This window comes from Pantoea sp. ANP04, from assembly GCF_041982285.1.
GTDB lineage: Bacteria > Pseudomonadota > Gammaproteobacteria > Enterobacterales > Enterobacteriaceae > Pantoea > Pantoea eucalypti.
Genome location: NZ_JAUTYS010000118.1, coordinates 1 through 561, shown reverse-complemented (window position 1 = coordinate 561; position 561 = coordinate 1). Strand labels below are relative to the sequence as shown.

Sequence of the window (561 nt, the reverse complement as noted above, 5' to 3'; positions counted from 1 at the left end):
GACGCATAAAAGGATTCCAGACACCCTAGAACAATTTAGTGAATTAATAGACCCTGAGTGGATACAGCAAGCTTTAGAGTATACCGGCAAAGCGAGCATTAGAAGGCGTAAGCTACCTGCCGAACACGTTGTTTGGATAGTCATCGGCACAGCTTTATATCGAAACCGTTCCATCTGGTATATCACAGAGCAAATGCGGCTTAATATAGACTCACAGGCCTGTGTACCCAGTGCAGTGGTACAAGCAAGACAACGCCTCGGGCATGAGCCTCTAAAGCAGCTATTTCATCAACTAAGTGCTCACTACCAAACAGAATCACTAACCCAGCAGCAAGACTTTATGGGACTTAGCGTCCAAGCTGTAGACGGTGTCGTATACTCACTACCCTATACTGATGAGAACCTTCAGCACTTTAGTTCAAGCAAAGGCAGAACCAAAGAGGCGCCCTATCCACAAATGCGTTCGGTATGCCTGATCAATACTGACACGCATGAGATCATTGACACAACCCTTGGAGATATGGGTCAAGGAGAGATCACCTTAGCCCGTCAGCTAAACGT

General features: G+C 46.5%; 1 protein-coding gene. It reads left to right on the top strand.

Features of this window, described 5'->3' with window-relative positions; all coding sequences use genetic code 11:
- Positions 1 to 13 precede the first annotated feature (13 nt).
- Positions 14 to 561 (top strand): transposase domain-containing protein (locus tag Q7C21_RS22635; RefSeq protein WP_375151182.1); only part of this gene is annotated, 548 nt, incomplete at its 3' end.